Below are 17,682 nucleotides of genomic sequence, written 5' to 3' on the forward strand. Positions count from 1 at the left end.
GCGGACGTTATACGCCGAAATAAACCCTTGTGAGGGTTTTTAAAGGGTGTTAGAAGGTCCGGACGTTAGATCTAGGGAGAGGACTCATGCACACGCTTCGTAAAGCGCTCCAACGCGCCCTATTAAAGCCGGCTCCAGATACTATACCTCTATCAGGAAACAAGGCATACGAGAACGATTGCTACACAATATATTTTAACTCAAAAGACGGCACGCAAAGAATATATGTAACCGGATTTACGAAGGACATCGTGACCGGAAAATTGTGGGACAGGAAAAGCGGAGAAGCGCAAGACTGCAAAAAGCCTCTGCAAGAAATTAATAGTGAAGGCTGGTCCATGGAAGCAGAGCGCTTCTTCCGCGGCCGACAGTTTCAATATCGTAAGCCTACAAAGCTACTGTTCGACGACTACCTTTTTGTACCATCAATAAAGGTCAAGCTTGATAGGCTGGAGCAGCTCGCCTTCAACCGCCGCCCTCTCGCACGGCTCGACCGTCACGAGCTGCTCTCGAAACTTGTTGAAGAACGAATGCAAAACGGCCGACAGGTTGTTTCCCCGATGCACGTCGGTCTGAGTTGGTTTTCAACAAGATGGATATTCCATCCTGAGCGCACCGTTCATCAGGAGCATATCAAACTGCTACTAGACTCCTTTCTTGATAGTGGCGAGTTAAAGACAAAAGGCACATTTAGTGACTACGAAATTACTGGAAAAGCGTTAGCCACTTTGGATGCCTTTGATAGAGAAAAGTCTCGGCACGACGATCAGATTCGAGCCTCGGGGACCTTAACAACTCTTACCTTTTGGCTTGTCGTGGTCGGTCTCCTGAATTTCGCAGTTTACCTTTACGCCACTCTAAATAGCCCCGGATAGACGCACCAACTATCAATGGCATTTAGGCACCTCTGCAGAAACTTCGGCCGCGTGCCCAATACCACTTGGCGCACGAGGGGGACTAGAGGGCTGTGCGTTCCGCAGACCATCTAGTCCGGCAAGACCCACGGGAGACGTCGTCTTTCTCGTCGGTTAGGCTTGCAGCCAATGGACCACGACTGAGGCGACCATGAAGACGATGCCCTGCCCTCACTGCGGCGGAACCGTCGCAAAGTCAGCGAAGCAATGCCCGCATTGCGGTGGGAAGAAGGGGGCCGATGCCATTTCGTCGACAGCCTCTGCCATCAAAGCCGTCTTCGTAATCGCCATCGTGTTCCCGATCGCCTATACCTGCTCGCAGGGGTACTACGGCGACGACATGACTGCCAGCACATCGGGGACCGACTCGCCCTCTTCCGCTCAGCCGTCACCAGAGCCGCAGAAGGATCTGGCGAAGTGGCACAACAGCTCATATACCGATGAAATGAGCGGCAAGGTGGCGACAACAGCGACCGTCGAGAGCACAAACGTGCTGAATCTGTCATTCCCACACCAGGGCGCACAGCGAGCCAAACTCACCTTTCGCGACCACCCGCGTTATGGCAAAGACGTAATCCTTGCGCTCGACAGCGGCCAGTTCACCTGCGGCGTAAGGGACTGCGACGTCGTTGTTCGGTGGGGAAGCTGGGATCCGCTGACTTTGAAGGCCTCGAAGCCCAGCGACGGCTCTAGCGATACCTTGTTTTTCCGGAACTACAGCCGATTCCTGGCCAACTCTCACCGCGTAGACGAGGTCCGCATCAGACTGCCCCTCTATCAGCAGGGAGAGCAGTTCGCGCGCTTTGACCTCAGCAAGATGGCTTGGGGCAAGTAGACGCGCGCAGGAACTAGCAACAGCGCCGCACCAGCCGGATTACCGCGCGGAATGCCTGGCTGGCTAGGCTGGGCTCAGACGACGCGAGATGCGGCTTAAAAGCAGGTATCGAAAATGCCACGCCTAATCAATGGCCTATGGCGACGCGCCGCGTTCGATGCGTCTGCGTAACAACTTGCTGCTCTGTTACGCAGCTATTCCGAGGAAGCTGCGTAACGCACTGCTCGGGTGTTACGCACTTGTTACAGAGTCCGAAATTGAGGGGCTTCTGGAAGCCTGGCACGTCTGTAACATACTGATTTAATTGGTGCCGGCGGAGAGAATCGAACTCCCGACCCACGCATTACGAATGCGTTGCTCTACCAGCTGAGCTACGCCGGCCCTTGCATCAGCGGGGCGGGAGTATAAGCTAATCACAGGCTTGGTGACAGCAGTGAGGCGGCCATGCGCGACGTCTCATCACAACCCCGCCCAGGCTCCGGCCATCGCCCGCCGGCCCACACCGCGCGGACTCGCGGCATGACGCTGATCGAGCTGCTGGTGACCCTCGCGGTCGCAGCCATCATCCTCACCGTCGGCGTGCCCTCCTTCCGCGATCTCATGCAGGATATCCGGGCGACAACCGTCACCAACCGGCTAATGGCTTCCATTCAGCACACGCGCAGCGAGGCGGTACGGCGCGGCATGCCGGTCACGCTGTGCGCATCGGACGATGGCGCGACGTGCACGAACGTGGCCCCCACAGACTCCGCCGACTTCTCCCAGGGCTGGATCGTGGTCTCCGGCTACCCTGGCGACCCAGGCAGTGAACTGCTGCGCGTGCACAGCCCGGACGTCGGCGACATCGACATCCCAGAAAATCTCAGCAATGGCCACAGCCTCACCTATTCTCCGACCGGTGAGACGCGGGCTCCCGGCGGCGCGTTCATCGCAGGAAATTTGCAGATTTGCCATGACGGGCGGGATCGTCGGGTGATTATCAGCAAGACCGGCCGTCCACGCGTTGCGAAACAGGCATGCGATGACTGATGGTTCATGCTTGCGTTCGGCCTACGCATGCGGCGAGACTGCCCCTCATAGACTCAACAGAAACGCGGTGCGTCCAGCATCTAGTAGGGCGCACGTCCGTCAACCACGGATTGCCGTCCGTCGCACAACGGCTTGTTCATTCCGGAAATCGGGCGTAAGCGTCGAGGGGACATGCAAACAACAACCAAAGGATTCACGCTGATCGAGTTGCTGGTGACGCTCGCTGTCGCTGCGATCATCGCCACCATCGCGGTGCCCGGCTTCAGCGAGTTGATGCGCTCGAATCGCGCCGTGACGGATGTCAACAAGCTCGTCACGGCCCTGAATTACGCACGCTCGGAAGCCGTTCGGCGCGGCGAGCGTGTGACGCTCTGCCCCTCCTCCAACGGCAGCAGCTGTGCCGCCGGTACCGACTGGGTCGATGGCTGGATCGCCTTCAGTGACCCGGACGCATCCGGCGCACCTGCGGCCGACGGTAGCGATCTGCTGCGTGTCTGGAACGGGCTGGCGATCGGCGCGAGCTTGACCGGTCCCGCTAATCTCGGTTTCCAGGGTCAGGGCACCGCGACCGCAGCAAGCAGATTCGACTACACCATCGACGGCCAGCTGGGCCGGCTTGCCTGTATCAACGCCGTCGGGCGCACCCAGGTCCGCAAGGGAGCGGCGTCGTGCTGAAGAATGCGTATCAGTGCGGCCCCACCGCCAGACAACGTGGCGTGACGATGATTGAGGTGCTGATCGCCATCCTCGTGCTCTCCTTCGGCTTGCTCGGCATCGCCGGCATGCAGTGGAATTCGCTGCAGTTCAACCACAGTGCACTGCTGCGTTCGCAGGCTAGCAACCTAGCCTACGACATGAGTGACCGACTGCGCGCCAATCGCGCAGCCGCGCGCTCGGGCGACTTCGCCGCTCCCGATTTCAGCGACCCGAACTGCCAGGGCTTCAACCCCAGCGATGCGTCTCCAGCCAACGAGGTCCTCGGCTGGCGCTGCCAGATAGCCAACCTACTGCCCGAGGGCCAGGGCCGCGTCCTCAACAACGGCGACCGCTACACCGTCGAGCTGCGCTGGCGCGACCAGCGCGAAGCCGATGACGATGACGCTTTCGTGGTCTTCAGCACGACGACGGAGCTCTGATCGTGACGCCGCTTGAGCTAACACCGCCGCGCCCCCTTCGCAATGCCGTCCGCGGCTTCACCCTCGTCGAGCTGATGATCGCACTCACACTGGGCCTGCTGATCGTGGCCGGCGTAACCAGCCTATTCATCGGCATGCGCGCCAGCTACAGCTTCCAGGACGGCCTGTCGCGCGTACAGGAGAACGGTCGCTTCGCGATTCAGACTTTGGGTCGGGGGCTTCGCATGAGCGGCTTCACTGGCTGCACGAACAACATCGTGAACTGGCTCAATCCAGCCGGCACGGGCTATGTCACCAGCATATACGGTAATCGCGCCGTGACCGGATGGGAGGCAACCGGAACGGGGCCCGGAGACAATTACACCGTCGGCGATGCAAGCAACTGGCAAAGCTCCAGTGGTGAAGGGCTTGCTGCGGAAATCAACAATCCGTTGTCAGGCTCCGACATCGTTGTGATCAACACGACCGAGCCACTCGATGTAGTGCTGCAGGGCAATCCTGGTCCCCCGGCGAATGCGCTCACGGCAGCCGGCAACACCGGCATCCCTCAGGGCGCGATCATTGTCGCGGTAACTGCGAGTTGCTCCGGGGGTGATCTCTTCATGAAAACAAGCGACGGTAACGCGGTTTCGCTTCCGAAAGGCACCGCCGCCGGCCAGAACCCAGGCAACATCAATCCCGCCGGCGGCTTTTCTCAGGATCACGACGACAATTCACTCATCTACCAGCATCTGAGCACTGCTTACTTCGTGCGCAACAATCCTGCGACACCTCCGGAACCAGCCTTATACCGCCTGCGGCTTGATGACGCACGCCGCACAGGGACTCCGAACCCGCAGGAACTGGTCAGCGGGATCGAGAACATGCAGATTCTCTATGGCGAAGACACCGATGGTGATCGGACCGCCAACACTTACAGAGCAGCCGACAGCGTGGTGAGCTGGAATCGCGTCGTTTCCGTCAGGATGGCGCTGCTGCTGCGCAACGACAGCTTCGTGCAGACCGAGAGCGACCTGCGCGCTTTCGACGTTGCTTATACCAATGTCACCCCCGTCGAGGACGGGCGCGTCCGCCAGGTCATGACGCTCACCGTCGCGCTGCGCAACCGCCTGCCATGACGACGACCATTGCCATGATCGAAAAGCGCACTGGCCAGCGCGGCAGCACGCTCGGCGTCAGTCTCATCTTCCTGGTGCTGCTGACGCTGCTGGGGCTCACGGCCATGCAGGACACCGGCCTGCAGGAACGCATGGCCGGCAACGCGCGCGACAAGGATATGGCGCTTCAGGCGGGCGAAGCCGGGCTGCGGGATGCAGAGGCTTATCTGATGACGCCGGTTCTGCCCGCATTCAACGGCGCCACCAGCGGTCTTATCGCCTTTGACCGGGACGGCATCAAACCTTCCTATTGGGAAGACAGCAACTACGACTGGGCCAACAATTCCAGAAGTTACAGCGGCGCTGACATCGACGGGGTCGGGAATCAGCCGCGTTACGTTATCGAGGAGCTACCGCAAGCGCCCTTGCCCGGCCAGAGCCTAGCAGCGGACGAGCCTGTCGAGGACCATGGCGCCTACCGCATCACCGTGCGCGCCGAAGGCGGCACGAGCGATGCGGCCGCCGTCCTGCAGACGGTTTACCGGCGGTGAGCCGGACAACGAAAAGATCGGAGCGAGCCATGAGCGCAGGAAGCATCCTGGGGACAATCAAACGCGGGGCTCTCGGCGCAATGACGGCCGGGCTCGTCTGGTGCGGGAGCGCAGCCGCCGCCGACATTGCGAATGTGCCGCTATTTCTGACCCAGTCGGTGGAGCCCAACATCCTCTTCATCATCGACGATTCCGGGTCGATGCATCTGGAGATCGGGTCGCTGATCGAGGAAGGCACCGGAAACGATAATCGAGATAAGGAAAGGCGTGTGTTTCCCCGCCGGGAGGGCCCCGGTGGAAATACAGCATTGCACAACGCAACGCCGACCTTCGAAGACGACAACCGCTGGAACTACCGACTGCGCTCCGCCGCGCATAACCCCCTTTTCTACGATCCTGCGGTCGAGTACAGGCCATGGGTGGATTGGCAGGGCAACGAGCTTGATCCAGCGGATCCCGAAAACGTCCCCATCGATCCAGACCGCCCCAACGATGATGTCCGCGATCTCACCGAGCAGCTGAGCGAATGGACCAACTGGCACGACGACGATCAGGACGTCGACGAGGAAACACGTTCGTACTGGCCGATCACCTATTTCATCTACAACGGCGGCGATATCAACGATCGCGACAACTACACGCGTATCGAGATCCGCGGCGATGATCTGTACATCGACGGCGACGAACGCGACGACGACGAGCTGCCCAGCGGGCGCAGCATCGAGGATGAAATTCAGAACTTCGCGAACTGGTACACCTACTACCGCAATCGCAAGAACACCGCCAGGGCTGGCATCGGTCGTGCGTTCCTAGATCTGCCCGACGACATTCGCGTCGGCTTTGGCCGCATCAACTCGAGTAACCAGACCGTAGACAGTGAGGGAGGGACGGACGCGGTTATCAAGGGTGTTCGGGCCTTCGATGCAACCGCTCGCGCAGATTTCTACGACGATCTCTACGGCACGAGCTTTGGCGGCGGAACCCCGCTGCGAAGGGCGCTCAAGGGCGCCGGCGAATACTACGAGCGTAGAGATAAGCGCGGCCCCTGGAGCTCCACGCCGGGCGTATCCAGCGACCCGGATACCCAGTTGGAATGCCGGCGCAGCTACACCATGCTGATGACCGACGGCGAATGGGGCGGAGGCAGCCCCAGCGTCGGTAACGTAGATGGCGAGAACGGACCTGAGATAACGGATGGTGAACGCACCTACCAGTACACCCCACAGCCGCCATTCGAGGACGACAGCTCGGACATGCTGGCGGACGTGGCCATGGAGTACTGGAACCGCGATCTGCGTGACGATCTCCCGAACAAGGTGCCGACCAGCGAGACCAACCCGGCCTTCTGGCAGCACATGGTCACCTTCACCATCGGCTTCGGCGTCAGTGGCGATCTGGATCCGGAGACCGACCTGGAGGCACTGGCCAGCGGTGATCTAGACTGGACCGACCACCGCGTTGATGATCTCTGGCACGCGGCGATCAACGGGCGGGGCGATTACCTGAATGCGACCCGACCCGACGAGTTCACCGAGGGCGTCACGAAGGTGCTAGAGGACATCATTCTCCGGGAGCGCGGCTCCTCATCCTCGATTGCCACCAACTCGACACGGCTGGCCAACGATTCCGAGATCTACCAGGCCCGCTTCGATTCGTCGGACTGGACCGGCGAGCTGATCGCCTTCGGGCTCAACAGCGACGGCAGCGTCGGCGACGCCAAGTGGAACGCCGCCACCCAGCTGGAGGCAAAGGGGCCGGACAGCCGCAATATCATCACGAGCAAGCCTGACGGTACTGCCGTAGCGTTCGAGTATGCGCAGCTTGCAGCCGAGCAACAGACGGAGCTGGGCAGTGCCGCTGTCCTGAACTGGCTCCGCGGCCACCGCAGCGACGGTGACGGCTTCCGCAACACCGGGATACTGGGCGACATCGTCAATTCGGATCCGGCATTCTCCGGCAACGCTGACTTCGGTTTCCGGCAGTTGGGCAACGACACACAGAGCTCAAGCTACGCCACCTATCTGAGCAACCGGGATGTGTATCCGACCGTCTACGTCGGCGCCAACGACGGCATGCTGCACGCCTTCAATGCCGATACGGGCGAGGAGCGTTTCGCTTACGTCCCTGCGTCGATCTACGACCACCTCGCCGAGCTGCCCCAGACCGGTTACCAGCACCGCTACTATGTCGACGGGTCGCCCAAGGTCTTCGACGCCTACGTCGACTCGCAGTGGCGCACGATCCTTATCGGCACGACCGGGGCCGGCGGCCGCGGCATCTTCGCACTGGACGTCACCGACCCGACCACTTTCACCGCGAGCAACGTGCTCTTCGATCTCAGCGACGATGACAGTGACCTCGCGGATCTCGGGGCGACGATTCCGAAGGCGACCGTCGCGCGCCTGAACGATGGACATTTCTGGGCTATCTTCGGTAACGGCTACGGCAGTGACGACGGTAAGGCCGTGCTGTACATGCGCAATCTCACGACCGATGCGGTGGAGGTTCTCGATACCGAGACGGGCGATAGCGGCAATCCCAATGGGCTGTCGTCACCGATTCCCGTCGATGTCGACGGCGACCGCGTCGCCGATCGCATCTACGCCGGCGATCTGCAAGGCAATCTCTGGCGCTTCGACGTCGACGGCAATCAGAACCAATGGGGCTTCATCAATGCCTTCAAGCAGGGCAGCACCCCGAAGCCGCTCTTCACTGCACGCGACACCGATGACAACGTGCAGCCCATCACCGCGCGCCCCGAAGTGGGCCGCCATCCGGACGGCGGCGTAATGGTTTACTTCGGCACCGGCACCTACTTCCGCGATGGAGACAACACGGTTTCGGGAAGCGATCCTCGCCACAGTTTCTACGGCATCCGCGACCAGGATGCCCAGGTTGCCGGCCGCAGCGCCCTGCTGATGCAGGAGATCACCTTCGAAGGCACGGCAAACTTCAGCGGTGGCGGCGATGACGGAATGGGCACCAATCAGGCAAAGGTGCGCGCGGTCTCCGGATACGAAGACGCCAGCAAGACGGGCGGCTTCTACCTGGACCTGATCTCGCCCCACGGCTTCGAGGGCGAGCGCGTCGTCGCCGGCGCACAGCTGCGCTTCGGCCGCATCGTCTTCACGACATTGATTCCGTCCACGGACCCCTGCTCCTTCGGCGGCAGCTCCTGGCTGATGGAGCTCGACGCCTTCGACGGCGGCAGCTACGGCGAATCCATCTTCGATCTGAACGAGGACGACAATTTCGACGAGAGCGACTATGTCGAGGTCGACGAAAACAACGAGACAGTTATGAAGCCCGTCAGTGGCCTGGCTTCGGAAGTCGGCATCGTCAACAAGCCCTCGATCATCACGGCCGGCGAAGTCGAGTACAAGTACACCTCCGGCTCCAGCGGCGAGGTCGGCGTAGTCAAGGAGATCAGCGGCAGCGATCTTCTGGGTCGGCAATCCTGGCGCGAGCTACGGTAGGCCGTGATGGTGAACTCTGCCCGCAACCGCGGCTTCACGCTCGTCGAGATGCTGATCGTGATCTCGATCATCTCGATCCTGGCGGCCATCGCCTACCCGAGCTACCGCAGCCAGGTGCTGAAGACGCAGCGGACCGAGGCCAAGACGGCCCTGGCCGACACGGCACAGCGTCTGGAACGCTGCTACACGCAGTTCAACGTCTACAACGACACGGACGATTGCACGATCGCGAGCACGCTCAGCCCTGCGGGTACAGGATCTTTCGACACCGAGGAAGGGCACTACACCATCACTGCCACCGCCCTGGGCGCGTCGTCCTTCACGCTGCGAGCAGCGCGCAAGGACGGCGATGACTCGCGCTGCGGCAACTTCGTGCTGAATCACCTCGGGCAGCGGGGCTCGCTAGGAACGATCGGCAGCGACGCTAACGACTGCTGGTAGCGGCCGCCTTCGTCTCGCCCTGAAGGGCTGCGGCCAGGCGCGCCGCCGATGCCGGTGCCATCGCAAGGCCGTTGCGGAAGTGGCCCGTGTTCCACCACAGCCCCCGCCGCGTGGCGTCGGGGCCGACGACCGGCACGCCACCAGCGATACCCGGGCGCAGTCCGGCCCACTGACGCAGGATTTCGGCGTCGGCGAGGGCCTCACCCAGCGGCGCCGCCGCTGCCAGCAGCGCGGTGCGCGCCTGCGTCGTGATGGCGCGGTCGAAGCCGCAACGCTCCACGGTCGCGCCGAGCAGACAGAGTCCATCCGCGCGCACCACGACGTAGCCTTCCGGCAGCAGCCAGACGCCGGGCGGCAGACGTCGCCGCGGCCGCAACAGCAGCATCTGTCCGCGCACAGGTTCCACCCGCGGCGCACCGGCACAGATCTCCGGGCTCCAGGCTCCGGCCGCGACGACAACCGTGCCGGCGAGCAGTCGCTCTTCGCTGCCCTGCCCGTCCTGCGACTTCGCCCGTACGCCCTGTACCCGGTCGCCCTCCTGCAGCAATCCGGTCACCACGCACCGTGTCCGGAAGACGACCCCACGCTGTTCCAGCACCCGCAGCAAAGCCTTCAGCAGCCGCGGGTTGCGGATCTGTGTCACCCAGGGCATGCGCAGCCATTCCCGGTCGCCCTCGGCTTCATCGGCGCAGAGCAAACCCTCCGCGCGGTGCCACTCGCGCGCACGTGCCATGTCGCGCGGATCGTGCAGGCGCGCGCCGCAGAAAAGCAGCTCGGCGTCGATGCCGCTTGCGACGCGCAACTCCTCGACCAGGGCGGGATAGCGCGCGAGGCTGTCACGGCACAGTTCCCAGACGGCCTCCGGATAGCGCCATGGCCGCAGTGGCGCGAGAATGCCGGCGCCCGCCCAGGAGGACTCGCTGCCCGGCTCGCCGCGCTCGACGATGGTGACCCGCCAGCCGGCCCGCGCCAGCTCCAGCGCCGTGCACATGCCGATGACGCCGGCGCCGACGACGATGACGTCGCTCGCGGACGGACTCATTGGCGGCACAGGGCTAGAAAGGCACTCGCGGGACGCGCGAGGCGCAACTATCCGCTGCTGCGCAGCGCGGCGCTGCGCTCCTCAATGGCGCGCGCCAGATTGCGCGGCATCGAGAAGACGACATGCTCTTCGACGCCGGCTTCCTCACTGACGGTTTCGCCACCCAGCGCACGCAGACGCTCGACCACCTGCTGCACGAGCACCTCGGGCGCCGATGCGCCTGCGGTGACACCGACCACCGCGACATTGCGGAACCAGTCCTCAGAAATATCGTCCGGCCCGTCAATGAGATAGGCACAGCTGCCGCAATCAGCCGCCAATTCGCTCAGACGGTTGGAGTTGGAGCTGTTGCTGGAGCCGACAACGAGCACGAGATCGCAGCGCCCGGCCAGTTCGCGCACGGCGTCCTGGCGGTTCTGCGTGGCATAGCAGATGTCGTCCTTGCGCGGTCCGGAAATCTGCGGGAAGCGCGCGCGCAACGCATCGATGATGCGCGCGGTATCGTCCATCGACAGCGTCGTCTGCGTCACGAAGGCGAGCCGATCCGGCTTGCGGATATCGAGCTGCGCGACATCGTCGGGTTTCTCGACCAGCATGATGCGGCCGCCGAAGCTCTCGTCGAACTGACCCATGGTGCCTTCGACCTCCGGATGGCCGGCGTGACCGATGAGGATCACTTCTCTTCCCTCGCGGGCGTATCCGGTGACCTCGATATGCACCTTGGTCACCAGCGGGCAGGTAGCGTCGAAGACCGTCAGATCGCGCGCCTCGGCCGCCCGGCGCACAGCCTGGGAGACGCCGTGCGCGGAAAATATGCAGAGTGCACCGTCGGGAATCTCGTCGACCTCCTCGACGAAGACCGCGCCCTTGGCGCGCAGGTCGTCGACGACGAAGCGGTTGTGCACGACTTCGTGCCGGACGTAGATGGGCCCGCCGAAGGCGGCGAGCGCCCGCTCCACGATTTCGATGGCGCGATCGACGCCGGCACAGAAGCCGCGCGGATTGGCCAGCAGTATCTTCAAGATGTGCTCCCGGCGGCGCGCGAGCGCCGCCAGTCCAGAATGGCGTCCAAAATCATCAGACCGGCCCCGATGGTAATCGCCGTATCCGCCACATTGAAAGCCGGGAAATGCCATCCCGCCCAGTGGAAGTCGAGGAAATCGACGACGTAGCCGCGCAGCGCGCGGTCGATGGCATTGCCGATGGCCCCGGCCAGGATCAGGCAGAGCGCCACCGCCACCAGCGGCTGGTCCGAGGGATGCCGGCGCAGCCAGATCAGGATGCCCACCGACACCGCCAGCGCCAGACCGACGAAGAAGAGCTGCGGGCTGTCGCTGAACATCGAGAAGGCCACGCCGGTGTTGCGCCGATGCACGATATTGAAGACGGGAAGCACCGCGACCGATTCGTACAAGTCGAACTGACGGTGGATGAGCTGCTTGCTGATCTGGTCGAGCAGAATCAGCGCCGCCGACAGCCATAGCCAATGCGCGTTGCGGATACGCATCAGATCACCCGCCGGTGCTCGCCGGCGCCATCGACGTTGGCAACGCAGCGCCCGCACAGGCCGGGGTGCGCCGTTGTGGCACCGACGTCGGCGCGGCGATGCCAGCAGCGCTGACACTTTTCCGCTTCGCTGCGCACGACCCGCACGCCCAGCGTGCCGCCACCTTCCAGTGAGTGCGTTTGCATCTCAGGCTCTCGGCCGTCAACAACCACGACATCCGAAGTCAGCAGCCAGAAACGCAACTCCTCGCCCAGCGCGTCCATCGCCGTAATCAGGGCCGGGCTATCGGTCCAGAGCCGCAGCTCGGCGTCGAGGTCGCCCTTGATGGCGCCGGCGGTACGGGCTTCCTCGAGCTGCTTCTTGGCGGAAGCGCGAAGCGCGCGCAGCGCCACCCAATCGATGCTCGCCGCCGGCGCCTCCGGGAAGCACCACCAGCTCTGCGCGAAGACGGTGGCATCGCGACTGCCCGGCAGGGCCTCCCAGGCTTCTTCGGCGGTGAAGGAAAGAATCGGCGCGATCCAGCGCACCAGCGCTTCGCCGATGTGCCAGAGCGCGGTCTGCGCCGAGCGCCGCGCTGTCGAGTCCGCACCTGTGGTGTAGAGCCGGTCCTTGAGCACATCCAGGTAACGGCCGCCGAGGTCGACAACGCAGTAGTTGTGCAACCGCTGATAAACGCTGTGCAGCTCGCGCGCGCCATAGGCACGCCGTAGCGCGCCCTGCAAGGCCTCGGCCTCGCGCAGGGCCTCGGCATCGCCGGGCAGCATGGCTTCCGGCGCCAGCGCGTCGCGCGCAGGGTCGAAATCGTGCAGATTGCCCAGCACGAAGCGCAGCGTGTTGCGCAGGCGGCGGTAGGCGTCAGCGATGCGCTTGAGCAGATTGTCGGAGATCGCGATCTCGCCCGAGTAGTCGGCACTGGCCACCCACAGGCGCAGAATGTCCGCGCCCAGCGTCTTCATGACCTGCTGCGGCGGCACGACGTTACCAGCGGACTTGCTCATCTTCCGGCCCTGCTCGTCCACCGTGAAGCCGTGCGTCAGCACCGCCCGATAGGGCGCGCGGCCGTGCATGGCCGAGCTGGTCAGCAGCGAGGACTGGAACCAGCCGCGGTGCTGGTCGGAACCCTCCAGATAGAGATCGGCGATGGCATCGCCCGGCTGCGAGCCGGTGGCCGGCCCGGCGCAGCGATGCACCACGCCACTATCGAACCAGACATCCAGGGTGTCGGTGCTGGCCTCGTAGCGGTCCTCGTCCACGCCCCAGTCGGCCGGCTTGGAACCGAACCAGGCTTCCAGCCCGTCGCGCTCCACGGCCTCGCCCACGCGCGCGAGCAACGCCGGGGTGTCGGGGTGCAGCTGCTGGGTTTCGCGGTCGATGAACACGGCCATCGGCACGCCCCAGGTGCGCTGGCGCGAGATGCACCAATCCGGGCGGCCGGCGACCATCGACTCGATGCGCGCCTGCCCCCAGCTCGGAATCCACTGCGTCTGCCGGATGGCCGCCAGCGCGGTATCGCGCAGGCCCTGCGCCTCCATGGAGACGAACCACTGCGGCGTGGCGCGGAAGATCAGCGGCGTCTTGTGCCGCCAGCAGTGCGGATAGCTGTGCTCGAAGGGCGTGTCGTGCAGCAAGCGGCCGGATTCGCGCAGCGCCTCCACGACGATCATGTCGGCCTTGCGCACGTGCTGGCCGCCGACCAGCGGCGCGCGCTCCAGAAATACGCCGTTGCCGGCCACCGGGTTATCGGTCTCCAGGCCGTAGCGCTGCCCGACAACGAAGTCGTCGGCGCCGTGGCCCGGGGCGGTGTGTACGATGCCGGTGCCGGCTTCCAGCGTGACGTGCTCGCCGCAGATAACGGGCACTTCGCGCTCGGCGAAGGGGTGCCGGGCCTTCAGGCCCTCCAGCGTGCCGCCGGCCGTGGTCGCGACCACTTCGGCGCTGGTGCCGGCGCGCGCGGCGACATCGTCCACCAGCTCGGCGGCGACGATGACGGGAGCGCCTTCGCCCACCTCGACCCAGGCATAGGCCAGCTCGGGGTGCACGCAGAGCGCCTGATTGGCGGGCAGCGTCCAGGGGGTCGTCGTCCAGATGACGAAGTCGACGGCCTCCGGCGCGGCGACGCCGAAGACCTCGGCCACGGCCGCCGGATCGGCGGCGGCAAAGCGCACGTCGATGGCCGTGGAGGTCTTGTCGGCGTACTCGACCTCGGCCTCGGCCAGGGAGGAGCCGCAATCCAGGCACCAGTGCACCGGCTTGAAGCCGCGCACGACATGGCCGCGCGCCACGATGTCCGCCAGTGCGCGCAGCTGCTCGGCCTCAAAGGCCGGGTGCATGGTCAGATAGGGATTGTCCCAGTCGGCGAGCACGCCCAGGCGCTCGAAGTCCGCGCGCTGACGCGCGACCTGCTCGGCGGCGTACTCGCGGCACTTGGCCCGGAAGCCGGCCGCGTCCAGCTTGTCGCCGACCTTGCCGTGCTTCTTCTCGACCTGCAGCTCGATGGGCAGGCCGTGACAATCCCACCCGGGTACAAAGGCGGCCTTACGACCGTCGAGCCGCTCGGACTTGACGATGATGTCCTTGAGGATCTTGTTGACGGCGTGGCCGATGTGGATATCGCCGTTGGCATAGGGCGGGCCGTCGACCAGCAGGAAGTCCGGGCGCCCGGCCGTATCGGCCTGGATGCGCTCGTAGAGCTTCTCGGCCTGCCAACGCTGCAGGCGTTCCGGCTCGCGCTGGGCGAGCTTGGCCTGCATCGCGAAGTCGGTCTGCGGCAGGTTGAGGGTGTGCTTGTAGTCGGGAGCTTCGCTCACGCTGAGAGTCCGAAGTACGCGCGCGCCTCGCTCACATCGGCGCGGATCTGCGCGGAAAGCGCATCGACCGAGTCGAAGCACTGCTCCGCGCGGATGAATTGATGGAAGTTGACCGTTAATTGTCGCCCATAGAGCGCGCCCGTGTCTGCCAGGGCGTGGGCTTCGAGTACCGGCCGCCCGCCGTCGACCGTGGGCCGCGTACCAAAGTTCGCCACGCCCGGCCACTCCCGGCCGTCGCAGCGCATCTGCACGGCGTAGACCCCGTGCCGCAACGCCAAGCGATCGCGGAAGCTCATATTGGCAGTAGCTGCTCCCAGATCGCGCCCGAGCTGACGCCCGCTGCGCACCACGCCGCTAAGGCTGTAGGCACGACCGAGCAGCAGTTCGGCGGTGGCGAGATCGCCCTCGCCCAGCGCGGTACGCAGCCTTGTGGAGCTGACGCGCTCGCCGCTGGCATGAACATCGCCCACCGTATCCACCGCGAAGCCGTGCGCCCTCCCGGCCGCTTCCAGCATCGCGACATCGCCGGCGCGCTTGGCGCCAAAGCGGAAATCGGCGCCCACCACCACCGCAGCCACACCGAGCTGCCCAATCAATACCTGATCGATGTAATCCTCCGCAGGAAAGCGTGCGAAGCGGCCGTCGAAACGAAGACAGGACCAGCGCGCTACGCCGAAGTCGGCCAGCGTCCGCGCTGTGTCGCGCAGCGGCTGCACGGCCGGCGGCGCATTGGCGGGATCGAACCAGGCTGCGGCACTCGGACGAAAACTTTGCACGCACATGGGCTGCCCGGTGGCCTCGGCTTGAGCCTTCAGCCGATCGAGCAGCGCCTGATGCCCGAGATGCACGCCATCGAAGTTGCCGATGGCGAGCACGCAGCCACGGTGCTCGGCGCGCAGATTGTGAAGGCCGCGAATGATCTCCATCTAGCAGTTCAGTAGATGCGTGCGGTAATGGCGAAGCTCGTTGATGGAATCGCGGATATCGTCCATGGCGCGATGCGAGGAGCCCTTCTTGACGCCGGCCGCCACCTGCGGCGCCCAGCGGCCTGCCAGCTCCTTGAGGGTGGAGACATCGATGTGCCGGTAGTGGAAATGGGCCTCAAGCTGAGGCATCAGCCGCGCCATGAAGCGTCGGTCCTGACAGATGCTGTTGCCGCACATCGGCGAGGCCCGCTCCGGGACCCAGCGCCGCAGGAAATCCAGGGTCTGCGCCTCAGCGTCTGCCTCGCTCAGCATCGAGGCACGCACGCGCTCGACCAGGCCCGAAATGTTGTGCTGGCGGGTATTCCAGGCGTCCATGCCATCGAGAACGGCCTCCTCCTGGTGGATCGCCAGCTCGGGGCCCTCCGCCACAATGTTGAGATCGCTGTCTGTGACGATGGTCGCGATCTCGATGATGCGGTCGTGCATCGTATCCAGCCCGCTCATTTCAAGATCGATCCAGATCAGTCGGCTTGCATCGGGCTGCGGCGTCATCGAGGGCCTGCGGGCAAAGGAAGGCGCAAAGCCTAGCAAAAGCGCCGCAGGCAGCGGCGCCGGTGGCCAACCGCGCCGACTCTCCGTACAGCCGACAATATCTGGCTTGCGGCCGTCGGTTTGCTAGGCTGAGGGCATGCAGGAAACCATCGCCATCGTCTTCGATTTCGACGATACCCTGGCCCCGGACACCACCTCGGGCTTTCTGGACTGGATCGGCATCGGCGACGTGGAGGCCTTCTGGGCCGACGAAGTCGCCCCGCTGGTGCGCGACGGCTGGGACCCGGTGCCGGCCTATATGTACGCCATGGTCGAGGCCGGGCGCACCGGCCGCTGCCGTCCGATCACGCGCCAGGCCCTGGCCGAGTGGGGGGCTCTAGCGCCGCTGCATACCGGCGTGCCCGGGCTATTCGAGCGGCTGCGCACGGCCGTGCACGCCGAGAACCCACGCGTGGCGCTGGAGTTCTACGTCATCTCCAGCGGTATCGGCGATGTGCTGCGCGCCACTTCCATCGCCGGCGATTTCACGGCCATCTGGAGCTCCGAGTTCCATTTCGGCGCCGACGGCGCGGCCTGCTTCCCGCGCCGCGTCGTCAGCTTTACCGACAAGACGCGCTATCTCTTCCACGTGCAGAAGGGCCTGATCGGCCCCGAGGCCGATGCCAACCCCTTTGCCGTCAACCGCCGCGTGGCCCCCGACAAGCTGCGTGTGCCGCTGTCGCACATGATCTTCGTCGGCGACGGCTACACCGACATTCCCTGCTTCTCGCTGCTGGAGCAGCAGGGCGGCACCCCCATCGCCGTCTACGATCCGCAGCGGCGCGACAAGTGGCGGCGCGCCTTCGACTTCGTGCGCGAGGGACGCGTGCGCACCCTGCATTCCGCGAACTACGACCCCGGTTCCGATCTCAGCAACAGCCTCGACATGGCGGTCAGCGCCATTGCGGGCGATCTGCGTCAGCACGCCGGCTGAGGCAGCCATTTCTTCAAGGAGGCCGATATGACCGAACTCAGCGAAAAGACCTGCAAGCCCTGCGAGGGCGGCGTCGATCCGCTTTCCCGCGAGGAGGCCGAGAAGATGCGCGGCCAGCTCGCCGGCAACTGGCAGCTGGCTGACGACGGCAAATCCATCAGCGCCGAATTCCGCTTCAAGGAGTTCTACCGCACGATGGCCTTCATCAACGCCGTGGCCTGGGTGGCGAACCAGCAGGATCATCATCCCGACATCGCCTTCGGCTACAACTACGCCAATATCACCTTCAGCACGCACGCCATCGGCGGGCTGTCGGAGAACGACTTCATCTGCGCTGCGCGCATCGACGCGCTGATGGCCGGCTGAACCGCTCTGAGCAGCGGCACCGCCGGCCTG

17 protein-coding genes and 1 tRNA gene are annotated in these 17,682 nt (G+C 64.2%); 11 read left to right on the top strand and 7 right to left on the bottom strand.

Annotation, left to right across the window (positions count from 1 at the left end):
• Positions 1 to 86 precede the first annotated feature (86 nt).
• Both U743_RS19075 and U743_RS08215 read left to right on the top strand, forming a co-directional pair.
• A complete protein-coding gene (locus tag U743_RS19075) occupies positions 87 to 875 on the top strand; it encodes a hypothetical protein (protein WP_156966377.1) in 789 nt (262 codons plus the stop codon).
• A 190-nt stretch (positions 876 to 1,065) separates the two neighbouring features.
• Positions 1,066 to 1,749 carry a zinc ribbon domain-containing protein gene (locus U743_RS08215; RefSeq protein WP_043767211.1) on the top strand — a complete coding sequence of 228 codons (684 nt, stop codon included), beginning with the start codon at positions 1,066 to 1,068 and terminating at the stop codon, positions 1,747 to 1,749.
• Between the two features lie 305 nt (positions 1,750 to 2,054).
• Here the strand turns inward: U743_RS08215 and U743_RS08220 are convergent.
• A tRNA-Thr gene (locus U743_RS08220) sits at positions 2,055 to 2,130 on the bottom strand.
• 63 nt (positions 2,131 to 2,193) lie between these two features.
• Here U743_RS08220 and U743_RS08225 point away from each other — a divergent pair.
• From U743_RS08225 to U743_RS08255, 7 genes are all read left to right on the top strand, one after another.
• Complete coding sequence (locus U743_RS08225; protein WP_084191444.1) at positions 2,194 to 2,778, top strand: GspH/FimT family pseudopilin; 585 nt, start codon at positions 2,194 to 2,196, stop codon at positions 2,776 to 2,778.
• Between the two features lie 132 nt (positions 2,779 to 2,910).
• Complete coding sequence (locus U743_RS08230; RefSeq protein ID WP_156966378.1) at positions 2,911 to 3,453, top strand: GspH/FimT family pseudopilin; 543 nt, start codon at positions 2,911 to 2,913, stop codon at positions 3,451 to 3,453.
• Positions 3,447 to 3,914, top strand: a complete 468-nt coding sequence (gene pilV / locus U743_RS08235) for a type IV pilus modification protein PilV (RefSeq protein ID WP_043767215.1) — start codon at positions 3,447 to 3,449, stop codon at positions 3,912 to 3,914. The genes U743_RS08230 and pilV overlap by 7 nt, the downstream gene beginning before the upstream one ends.
• Before the next feature lie 2 nt (positions 3,915 to 3,916).
• Positions 3,917 to 5,032 (top strand): PilW family protein, encoded by a 1,116-nt coding sequence (locus U743_RS08240; RefSeq protein ID WP_052367742.1) that lies wholly within the window; start codon positions 3,917 to 3,919, stop codon positions 5,030 to 5,032.
• Positions 5,029 to 5,562 (top strand): pilus assembly PilX family protein, encoded by a 534-nt coding sequence (locus U743_RS08245; RefSeq protein WP_043767217.1) that lies wholly within the window; start codon positions 5,029 to 5,031, stop codon positions 5,560 to 5,562. Before U743_RS08240 ends, U743_RS08245 begins: the two co-directional genes overlap by 4 nt.
• Before the next feature lie 29 nt (positions 5,563 to 5,591).
• On the top strand, positions 5,592 to 9,038 hold the full coding sequence (locus U743_RS08250; RefSeq protein ID WP_084191445.1) for a pilus assembly protein: 3,447 nt from the start codon (positions 5,592 to 5,594) through the stop codon (positions 9,036 to 9,038).
• Positions 9,039 to 9,044: 6 nt separating this feature from the next.
• Complete coding sequence (locus U743_RS08255; RefSeq protein WP_052367744.1) at positions 9,045 to 9,479, top strand: type IV pilin protein; 435 nt, start codon at positions 9,045 to 9,047, stop codon at positions 9,477 to 9,479.
• Here the strand turns inward: U743_RS08255 and U743_RS08260 are convergent.
• Genes U743_RS08260 through orn form a run of 6 tightly spaced genes read right to left on the bottom strand, consistent with a single transcriptional unit; the run spans position 9,463 to position 16,313 of the window.
• Positions 9,463 to 10,521, bottom strand: coding sequence for an NAD(P)/FAD-dependent oxidoreductase (locus U743_RS08260; protein WP_043767221.1), 1,059 nt, complete (start codon positions 10,519 to 10,521; stop codon positions 9,463 to 9,465). The two genes, U743_RS08255 and U743_RS08260, sit on opposite strands and share 17 nt — an antisense overlap.
• Positions 10,522 to 10,568: 47 nt before the next feature.
• Positions 10,569 to 11,543 carry a 4-hydroxy-3-methylbut-2-enyl diphosphate reductase gene (gene ispH / locus U743_RS08265; protein ID WP_043767223.1) on the bottom strand — a complete coding sequence of 325 codons (975 nt, stop codon included), beginning with the start codon at positions 11,541 to 11,543 and terminating at the stop codon, positions 10,569 to 10,571.
• Positions 11,540 to 12,028 (bottom strand): signal peptidase II, encoded by a 489-nt coding sequence (gene lspA, locus U743_RS08270; protein ID WP_043767225.1) that lies wholly within the window; start codon positions 12,026 to 12,028, stop codon positions 11,540 to 11,542. Before lspA ends, ispH begins: the two co-directional genes overlap by 4 nt.
• Positions 12,028 to 14,778: an isoleucine--tRNA ligase gene (gene ileS / locus U743_RS08275; protein ID WP_052368410.1), complete on the bottom strand. Its 2,751-nt coding sequence runs from the start codon at positions 14,776 to 14,778 to the stop codon at positions 12,028 to 12,030. Before ileS ends, lspA begins: the two co-directional genes overlap by 1 nt.
• A 53-nt stretch (positions 14,779 to 14,831) precedes the next feature.
• Entirely contained in the window at positions 14,832 to 15,761 is a 930-nt protein-coding gene (gene ribF / locus U743_RS08280) for a bifunctional riboflavin kinase/FAD synthetase (protein WP_043767229.1), read from the bottom strand.
• Positions 15,762 to 16,313, bottom strand: a complete 552-nt coding sequence (gene orn, locus U743_RS08285) for an oligoribonuclease (RefSeq protein WP_043767230.1) — start codon at positions 16,311 to 16,313, stop codon at positions 15,762 to 15,764. It abuts the gene before it with no gap.
• 136 nt (positions 16,314 to 16,449) lie between these two features.
• Between orn and U743_RS08290 the strand changes: the two genes are divergently transcribed.
• Complete coding sequence (locus tag U743_RS08290) at positions 16,450 to 17,286, top strand: HAD family hydrolase (RefSeq protein ID WP_043767232.1); 837 nt, start codon at positions 16,450 to 16,452, stop codon at positions 17,284 to 17,286.
• A gap of 27 nt (positions 17,287 to 17,313) precedes the next feature.
• Positions 17,314 to 17,652 carry a 4a-hydroxytetrahydrobiopterin dehydratase gene (locus U743_RS08295; protein WP_043767234.1) on the top strand — a complete coding sequence of 113 codons (339 nt, stop codon included), beginning with the start codon at positions 17,314 to 17,316 and terminating at the stop codon, positions 17,650 to 17,652.
• Positions 17,653 to 17,682: the final 30 nt, after the last annotated feature.

The sequence above is a fragment of the Algiphilus aromaticivorans DG1253 genome, from assembly GCF_000733765.1.
Taxonomy (GTDB): Bacteria; Pseudomonadota; Gammaproteobacteria; order Nevskiales; family Nevskiaceae; genus Algiphilus; species Algiphilus aromaticivorans.

Bases quoted from the DNA above. Each gene is read 5' to 3' on its own strand.
- U743_RS08260 (WP_043767221.1), bottom strand. From the start codon at position 10,521: ATGAGTCCGTCCGCGAGCGACGTCATCGTCGTCGGCGCCGGCGTCATC.
- ribF (WP_043767229.1), bottom strand. From the start codon at position 15,761: ATGGAGATCATTCGCGGCCTTCACAATCTGCGCGCCGAGCACCGTGGC.
- U743_RS08255 (WP_052367744.1), top strand. From the start codon at position 9,045: ATGGTGAACTCTGCCCGCAACCGCGGCTTCACGCTCGTCGAGATGCTG.
- U743_RS08250 (WP_084191445.1), top strand. From the start codon at position 5,592: ATGAGCGCAGGAAGCATCCTGGGGACAATCAAACGCGGGGCTCTCGGC.
- U743_RS08215 (WP_043767211.1), top strand. From the start codon at position 1,066: ATGAAGACGATGCCCTGCCCTCACTGCGGCGGAACCGTCGCAAAGTCA.
- ileS (WP_052368410.1), bottom strand. From the start codon at position 14,778: ATGCAGGCCAAGCTCGCCCAGCGCGAGCCGGAACGCCTGCAGCGTTGG.
- orn (WP_043767230.1), bottom strand. From the start codon at position 16,313: ATGACGCCGCAGCCCGATGCAAGCCGACTGATCTGGATCGATCTTGAA.
- lspA (WP_043767225.1), bottom strand. From the start codon at position 12,028: ATGCGTATCCGCAACGCGCATTGGCTATGGCTGTCGGCGGCGCTGATT.
- U743_RS08245 (WP_043767217.1), top strand. From the start codon at position 5,029: ATGACGACGACCATTGCCATGATCGAAAAGCGCACTGGCCAGCGCGGC.
- U743_RS08225 (WP_084191444.1), top strand. From the start codon at position 2,194: ATGCGCGACGTCTCATCACAACCCCGCCCAGGCTCCGGCCATCGCCCG.
- U743_RS19075 (WP_156966377.1), top strand. From the start codon at position 87: ATGCACACGCTTCGTAAAGCGCTCCAACGCGCCCTATTAAAGCCGGCT.
- U743_RS08295 (WP_043767234.1), top strand. From the start codon at position 17,314: ATGACCGAACTCAGCGAAAAGACCTGCAAGCCCTGCGAGGGCGGCGTC.
- U743_RS08290 (WP_043767232.1), top strand. From the start codon at position 16,450: ATGCAGGAAACCATCGCCATCGTCTTCGATTTCGACGATACCCTGGCC.